Origin of the sequence: Kitasatospora sp. MBT63, assembly GCF_000710465.2 — a bacterium.
GTDB lineage: Bacteria > Actinomycetota > Actinomycetes > Streptomycetales > Streptomycetaceae > Kitasatospora.
In genome coordinates, this window is record NZ_JAIZ01000379.1 from 1 (window position 1) to 7,278 (window position 7,278).

Sequence of the window (7,278 nt, forward strand, 5' to 3'; positions counted from 1 at the left end):
GGCATGAAACCCCTGTGTCCACACTCCAGGGGTCACCTCACCTACGCATCGCCTCCCCGTACGACACCGATACCCGCTGGTCGGCGAAGGGCGACATGTTCTGGAACGGGTTCAAGCTGCACGTCACGGAGACCTGCACCGCCGCGGCCGAGGGCCAGCGCACCGTCCCGAACCTGATCACCGATGTCGCCACCACCGCCTCCACCGTCCCCGACGTCAAGGCTCTCGAGCCCATCCACCGCCGCCAGCACCGGCGCGGCGTGCTGCCCGGCGAGCACTACCTCGACTCCGGATACGCCGGCGCGGACGCCATCGTCACCGCCCGCACGCGCGGCGTCGCGCTGATCACCCCGGTCCTGCTCGACCAGTCACGCCAGGCCCGCGAGAAGGCCGGCTTCGACGCCGCCAACTTCACCATCGACTGGAAATACCAGCAGGTCACCTGCCCACTCGGCCAGACCAGCTCCTCCTGGAGCCCCTGCCTGCAGCACGGCCGGCCGATGACCGTGGTGAAGTTCACCCGCTCCACCTGCGGCCCCTGCCCCGCCCGCGCGCAGTGCACCACCGGCAAGGCCGGCTACCGGCAGCTGACCCTGCACCCGAAGACGATGACCGACGCCCTGCGTACCGCCCGCGCCGAACAAGCGGGACGCGACTGGCAGAAGGACTACGCCCTGCGCTCCGGCGTCGAAGGAACCATCCGCCAAGCGGTCGCAGTCACCGGCAGCCGGCGAGCACGTTACCGCGGCCTGGCCAGGACCCACCTCGAACACGTCTACAGTGCCGTCGCCCTCAACCTCATCCGGCTGCATGCCTGGTGGCACGGCAAACCTCTCGACCGCCGCCGAACCAGCCACCTCGCCCGCCTCGAACTCACCCTCGCCGCATAACCGAATCGAATGGGCAACAGGGTCGCTGGCCTGGGCAAACGCACAGCCCCGGAAGGGGAGCGCTGCAACTCACGGTGCAACCCGCAGTCCAACCCTCCAGCACCCGCTGGACCCAACGGTCCAGCCCCCTATGAAAGCAACTGTCCACCCACCCAAAGCGGCACGCCGCCGCCGGGTGCCGAGGCCAGTGCGGCACGGGGCGGGGCAGGTCCTCGGGGACGGCGGCAATCCGCACGGTCGGCAGCTGGCCCCGGCAGCGAGCGCAGCCGGGATGGGTCACCTGGAGGCCACCCAGAAGGCAAGGTCACTCCTTGTAACCATTCGTATACTTAAGGAGATTGCTTCCTTCGCGCCCTTTACGCTCCACCAGCCAAGCCTTCACCATCAGTGATCGAAAGACTACGACCACGAAGGGGGCGGCGTTGTCTGCAGGGACGAGCGGTGCGTACTGGTCGGACAGGGCGTTGCCGAGCACGCTGAAGCACAGTCTGCTGGGGCGCTACATCCCGCAGTTCGGGGGGATGACGGGCTCGCGTGACGGCCGGGTGGTGTACCTGGACGGGTACGCGGGCGAGGGCCGCTACGAGAGCGGCCTGCCTGGGTCCGCGGAGATCGCCATGCGGGTAGCTTCCAAGCACCTGTCCCAGCACGGGCTTCGGTGGACCTGTTTCTTCACCGAGCGGGAACTGAAGTCGGTCACGCGCCTGAGGGAGATCGCCGGCATCTACCAGAAACAGGGCGTGGACGCCCGGGTGCACCACGGCAGCGTCGGCGGGGTCATGGATGAGGTGCTGGAAGCGGCGGCAGGCCTGCCACTGTTCCTCTTCCTTGACCCCTGCGGTCTGGGCCTGCCCTGGGACCGTCTCACCCAGGCCCTGGCCGCGCGCAGGACCGCCAAGCGCTGGCCACCGACCGAGTTCCTGATGAACTTCAGCATGGTCGCCGTCCGGCGTCTGGGCGGCAATGCCCGGTCCGCCAAGGGCGTCGAGGCGTCCTCGGAGCGGTTCGACGAGGTCTGCGGTGGCCGCTGGTGGCGGGACTTCTTCCCGGCCGGGCAGGACGTCGCCCCGGGCGCGGACGAGGCCGTCGCCGCCGAGTACGCACGGCGCCTGGAGGAAGCGACCGGCATGCTGGTCCGCTCCATCCCGGTGGCCAAGGCCCCCCACCACAAGCCCGTCTACCACCTGGTCTACGGCACCTGGCGCGAGCACGGGCTGTGGGTGTTCGGCGACGCGGCCGCGCGGGCTCGGGACCAGTGGTGGCAGGAGCTGGAGGTGGAGGAGGAGAAGCACGAACCCGACGCCCTGTTCTCGACGACGTCGCTGATCCGCCCTGATGCACGCGCGCTCACCGCTGCGGCGATCCCGGCCATCGCAGACAACCTGGAGCAGCTCCTGCGGCGCCACCGCCGGCCGATCAAACTGGTCGACCACACCGCGGACGTCTTCGGCGACTACTACGGCCAGGTCACCGAAGTCGCTGCCCGCGCCGCGGTCAAGCACCTCCATGAGCAGGGCCGAACCCCCAGCACCGGCGTCAGCAGGAACAAGGAGAAGATCCGCGACCTGATCGTGGAACCCGCGCGGTGATCACACCGCGGCCGGCAGCGGCATCTGCTCCCAGGTGCGGCCCTGCAGGGTGCGGCCGCCGGCCTTTGGCGTGCGGCCGCCCCACTGCTTGAAGAAGAAGGCGACGCCGGCCTCCTCGCAGGCGTCCCGGATCTCCACCACCCACGCCTCGTCCATCGGCCGGTGGCCGTGCCCGGACTCACCGCCAGCGATCACCCAGTCGATCCCCGCAAGGTTCAGGCCGCTCAGCGGGCCCAGCAGCGGCTCGCAGGACAGGAAGCGCACCGCCGCGGGCACTTGGCGCAGGTCGTCCACCCGGGCGAGGTGCGCGCCGTCTTCCACCGACACACCCATCCACACGTTGGGCGGCCACTCCAGCCGGTCGGCGACCTGCCGCAGCCGCCGCGCCCGCTTCGTCAGCACCTGGTAGGTGTGCTGCGGGGTGTCCGCCATGACCGCGAACACCTCGCGGACGAAGTCCAGCGGGACCCTGGCATGGAACAGGTCCGACATCGAGTTCACGAACACCGTGCGCGGGCTTTTCCAGCCGTAGGGCACCTTCAGCGCATCGGGGTGGACCGTAAGCCCGAATCCGGGCCCGGAAGTCCGCGGATCACCGTCGACCTGGTACTTCGCCGCGCCCATGGCCTTGAGCCGCTTGGCAAGGGTCAGTGCGTAGCAGTTGTCGCAGCCGGCGGACACCCGGTCGCACCCGGTCGTCGGGTTCCACGTCGCCTCGGTCCACTCGATCGCACTGCGGTCGCCCACCTGGCACCTCTCCCTACGCCGCAGCCGCCACGACGCCCACGGTCTTCAGATTTCAACGAACGCGTGCGACAGCAGGCACTGCCCGCCGTGTCCCTCCGTCAGGCGCTCATGCCCGTCAGCCCACGTGACGCAGCCGAACGACCTTGGGACGGCGGCCGAGCGCCTGGTTGGTGAGGTGGAAGTACCGGATGTTGTTGAACCGGTCGTACTCCTCCAGCCAGCCGGCCTCCACGAGTTCCTTGCGGACCCGGGAGAAGAAGGTCGGCGCCCAGCCCATCTCCTCGGCCAGAGCCTGCCCGGTCTGCTGCGTGCCCGCTCGGCCGGCCGGCAGGGTCGCGTAGAAGGCCAGCAGCAGCCGCTGGTTGGGACTCAGGTCCTTGGTCCGGCCGACCAGGGCACGCACATCGTCACGGGTGTCGCTCACAATTGCATTCTCCTCGGCTCAGGCACCGCGCGCGGCCCGGGCCGTCCGGGCAGCGGAGTGGATGTGGGTGAGGAAGTTCGCCGGCTCCACGTTGTCGTCCTCGGCCGGCGTGACCAGCAGGTATGCCTCCGGCTCCTGCGTCAGACCCTTGATGTGGGGCGGATTCCAGCCCTTGAGCGCCTCACGGTGCTCGTACCCGGAGCCCCGGAACACCAGGTAGGGCGTGATCTCGTAGAAAGGGCTGCGGCCGACACTGCCGGACTTGCGCAGCAGACGGTCCTTCACCAGCTTGCGGATCATCCGGCTGAGCGCGTCCGGGGAGAACCCGAGCCCCCTGCCGATGTCCGCAACAGTCCGGTTCACCAGCTCGGGCTTGAGAAGCGTCGCCCCGCAGTACCAAGTGATCACACGGATCTCCGCATCCGTGCGCCCGGACTCACGGGCACACAGCGACACGAACCGGACCAGGCTGAACGTCCCGTACGCCCCGCCGTACCCGAAATCGGCCTGAGGAACGGGCTCGCCGGTGTCGGCATAGATGAGCCGGGTCGGCCGGTGAGCCATCTGGCTGCTCCGTTCCTCGTGCGACGTGCGGCGTTGATGCTACGTACAGGTGATGCGACCCGAGGATCGGATCGCTTGCACTCACCCTACATGTACTCAACGGCAAGGTAATCCGATCCTGGAATCGACTCACCTTCGTGTCCCGTACATGTACCCGAGGGACATGTGATCCGACTCCCCGATCGGGTCATCCGGTCCCAGGATCGGATCAAGAACCATCATTTCCGCAGGTCAGGTCCGCTATGTGGATCTCTCCACTCTGATGGCTGAGGTAAGTGAGCACGCACGGCACTCGGCAAAACCGCGCGGCAGACAACAGGGCAGTGGATACGCATCCCCCTCGGTGCGCGCACCCCAGGTGGCCTCCGGCGGCCAACTGCCCCTGCCGCTGCCGCCGCCCGGGCTGAGCACCCACGTCGGCCCGTCGGCCGGGGCCGATGAAGGTCACGGCGCCAGTCACGGAATTCCGGCTGCCGCCGGAACCGGGCCCCAGGGGGCCCTTTCCATGCCTACGAAGTCCAGCAGCTGGCGCCTGTGCTCTACCGCCGCTGGTGCTGCCGGTTCGGCGGTTGGTGCGGGCAACCGGGGCGACCCCGGCCACTACTCCGAGGTCGTGAAGGTGGGCAACAAGGTCTTCGTCAGGTGGGTGGTGACGTCGGCACCCGCTCGAAGCAGGCAGGCCGTGGTGCTCGGCGCAGGCCTGTTCGGTAGGCAGCCCAGCCAACCCCCGCATCGACTACCCGTCCGGGTTCTCGGGTCCCGGCTGCTTTTCAGCGGCCGGGACCTGTTGTTTCGGCGACACACAGGGGTGCGGGCGGGGTGCTCGGGGGCGTCTACAGCTCCAGGTCCATCCAGGCGATGTCGTTCAGCTCGACGTCGAGGCCGGTGGCGCGGCGGTCGCCGTCCTTGAAGTAGTGGTCGCGCAGGGCCTCGGCAAGCAGCTTCTCCTGCTGGGCCTGGGTGGCTCCGGCGTCGCGGGCCTCGTAGAGGCGGCGGGCGACGTCGCCGGGCATGGAGACCCCGCCGGGGCTCCCGCGCGGCTGGAAGCCCAGCACGTCCGTCGGAAGGGCAGCTCGACCCGCCGTCCGGCCGGGCGCAGCGAAGCGGGCGCGGCTACTGCCGGATCGGCCGGCAGGCCGATGTTGTGGCACGGGCCAGGATGTCGGCGGCGGCGCTCCAGCAAGTGTCGGCGGGTTCCGGCATCCAGAGGCGGGGGTATGCCGCGTGGGGCGCCGCACTGGCCGGTGGCGCCCCGTTAGGGGCGGCTGGCCTCGCGTCACGGTGACGGCGTGTCGGTGCTTGCGTTGACGGTTGCTCACCGATATCACGCGCGCGCACGTTCTAAGAGCTAGGCCCCGGCATCGTTGCAGGTCAGAGGCTTGCCAGAAGTCCTGAATGTCAGCCCAGGACTGACATATCTGGGGTGCCTGAGTCAGGTGGTGCTGACGGATCGCGGTCCTTTGGTGGCAGTACTGCCACGGAACTGGTCGCGTGGGTCAGCAGAACTTATCCACAGGCGTCGTCGGTGATCGTGTTCCTGGCGCCGTCGCTTCGTCAGTCCTGGGCTGACATTGCGGTGACTTTCGTGCGTGTCCTGCCACCAATGCGTGGCTGTACTGCCACGGTCGTGCCAAGATGCTGACGTCCAACCCGATCAAGGAGAGCCACGGCATGAGCGCAGGGTCCACGGACGGCAGCTCCGCTGCCCGGTTGCCGGAGCCGCAGCCGGCGCGAACCCGGCGCCGCCGTCCCAAGCCGCCGCCCACTTCGTACAGCCGAATCCCGAGCTCCAGCACCGTTGAGCTGCCTCCCGGCCACGCCGCCCAGGTCTTCCCACTGCCGACCAGCACCGGGTTCGTGGGCCAGGAGTTCAGCATGGACTCGCTGGAGTTCATGCGCTGGGCTGCCAGGCGGTACGACAGTGACCGGTTCGTCCTGGTCGTGCTCCTCACCCTGATGGGCTGCCAAGAACCCGGCGGCCTCGTCGAGACGACGCACGAGGACATCGCGAAGCACCTCGAGTACAGCCGGTCGCACATCACCCGGGTCTTCAAGGTCCTGGAGGCCGACGGGGCGCTGCGGAGCCTGCGCAGGGGCCTGTACCAGCTCAACCCGGCTGCGAGCCTTCGAGGGGGCCTGAAGAAGCCCCAGAAGGGCAAGCGCGCGGCTGTAGCGGGTAAGGGCGAGCGCGTGGAGCAGCTGGATCTACTGCGCGAGATCCTGGAGGATCCGGACGCACCTGAAGCGTTCAAGGCGATGGCGCAGCCGGGTGCGAAGCTGGAACCGCGCAAGCCTAACCTCGAAGGGAAGAAGTCATGAGCGTCACCACCGCCGAGGAGTGGGTCTCGCGTCGTCCGCTGTGGGGCAGCTTCAACGGCCTGGCCTACGTGCCGCGGCTGCCTCCCACCGCCTACACCCTGCTGCTGCACCTGATGACCGAGCAGGAGCCCGGCGGCCTGGTCGCGGCCACCCACGACGAGCTCGGCTCCGGGCTTGCGATGGGGCGCGACCAGATCAGCCGCGCCATGCCCTACCTGGTGGCCGCCCGGTTGGTCACCGTAGTGCGCCGCGGCCGCTTCCAGCTCCACCCCGCCATCGCAGCGTTCAACACGCCCAAGGAGCAGCAGCAGGCCATGCGGGCGCTGCCGGCTGGGATGCGGCTGGACGAGGGCGACTTCGAGGACGAGTACGAGCGCAGGCTGGCCCAACACCAGGAGGAGAAGGCTCGCAAGGCCGAGCGGCGCAGCAAGGTTGCCGACATCAGCCGGCCCCGGCTGAAGGCCGTGCCAAGCGCTGACTGACCTCACCCACTACGAGATGCGAGCGGCCCCTGGGAGGAGGAAACGCCGAGGCTCCTCGTGTCTTTCGGAACAAGTGACCGGATCAGCCAGCTCGGGTACTTCCCGAGTCGCCTGACGATGTCAGCCGTGTCAGGTTCAATCAGACCGTGCTGCAGCTGGTTCACTCCGCCGCCGACAACAACCCCGTCCGGCGCCTCCTGCGACGACGGGCCATTCCGCGGCAGGTTACGTCCAGGGAAGTGGTGTACGGGTTCCACCCGTTC

General features: G+C 68.7%; 8 protein-coding genes. 4 read left to right on the forward strand and 4 right to left on the reverse strand.

What is annotated here, in order from left to right:
- Positions 1 to 14: 14 nt before the first annotated feature.
- Both AA75_RS22160 and tcmP read left to right on the forward strand, forming a co-directional pair.
- A complete protein-coding gene (locus tag AA75_RS22160; RefSeq protein ID WP_149038300.1) occupies positions 15 to 890 on the forward strand; it encodes a transposase in 876 nt (291 codons plus the stop codon).
- Between the two features lie 464 nt (positions 891 to 1,354).
- Positions 1,355 to 2,479: a three-Cys-motif partner protein TcmP gene (gene tcmP / locus AA75_RS45855; protein WP_051813035.1), complete on the forward strand. Its 1,125-nt coding sequence runs from the start codon at positions 1,355 to 1,357 to the stop codon at positions 2,477 to 2,479.
- Here the strand turns inward: tcmP and AA75_RS22170 are convergent, their stop codons facing one another.
- The 4 genes from AA75_RS22170 to AA75_RS22185 all read right to left on the reverse strand — a co-directional run bounded on the left by AA75_RS22170 (position 2,480) and on the right by AA75_RS22185 (position 5,227).
- Positions 2,480 to 3,226 (reverse strand): DUF5131 family protein, encoded by a 747-nt coding sequence (locus tag AA75_RS22170; protein WP_033821923.1) that lies wholly within the window; start codon positions 3,224 to 3,226, stop codon positions 2,480 to 2,482.
- 115 nt (positions 3,227 to 3,341) lie between these two features.
- Complete coding sequence (locus AA75_RS22175) at positions 3,342 to 3,650, reverse strand: MarR family transcriptional regulator (RefSeq protein ID WP_033821924.1); 309 nt, start codon at positions 3,648 to 3,650, stop codon at positions 3,342 to 3,344.
- Between the two features lie 18 nt (positions 3,651 to 3,668).
- A complete protein-coding gene (locus AA75_RS22180) occupies positions 3,669 to 4,214 on the reverse strand; it encodes a helix-turn-helix domain-containing protein (RefSeq protein ID WP_051813038.1) in 546 nt (181 codons plus the stop codon).
- An 833-nt stretch (positions 4,215 to 5,047) separates the two neighbouring features.
- Positions 5,048 to 5,227 carry a hypothetical protein gene (locus tag AA75_RS22185; RefSeq protein WP_033821925.1) on the reverse strand — a complete coding sequence of 60 codons (180 nt, stop codon included), beginning with the start codon at positions 5,225 to 5,227 and terminating at the stop codon, positions 5,048 to 5,050.
- A gap of 658 nt (positions 5,228 to 5,885) precedes the next feature.
- Here AA75_RS22185 and AA75_RS49605 point away from each other — a divergent pair.
- A complete protein-coding gene (locus tag AA75_RS49605) occupies positions 5,886 to 6,533 on the forward strand; it encodes a helix-turn-helix domain-containing protein (RefSeq protein WP_051813041.1) in 648 nt (215 codons plus the stop codon).
- Positions 6,530 to 7,015 (forward strand): hypothetical protein, encoded by a 486-nt coding sequence (locus AA75_RS22195; RefSeq protein WP_033821926.1) that lies wholly within the window; start codon positions 6,530 to 6,532, stop codon positions 7,013 to 7,015. Before AA75_RS49605 ends, AA75_RS22195 begins: the two co-directional genes overlap by 4 nt.
- Positions 7,016 to 7,278 lie beyond the last annotated feature (263 nt).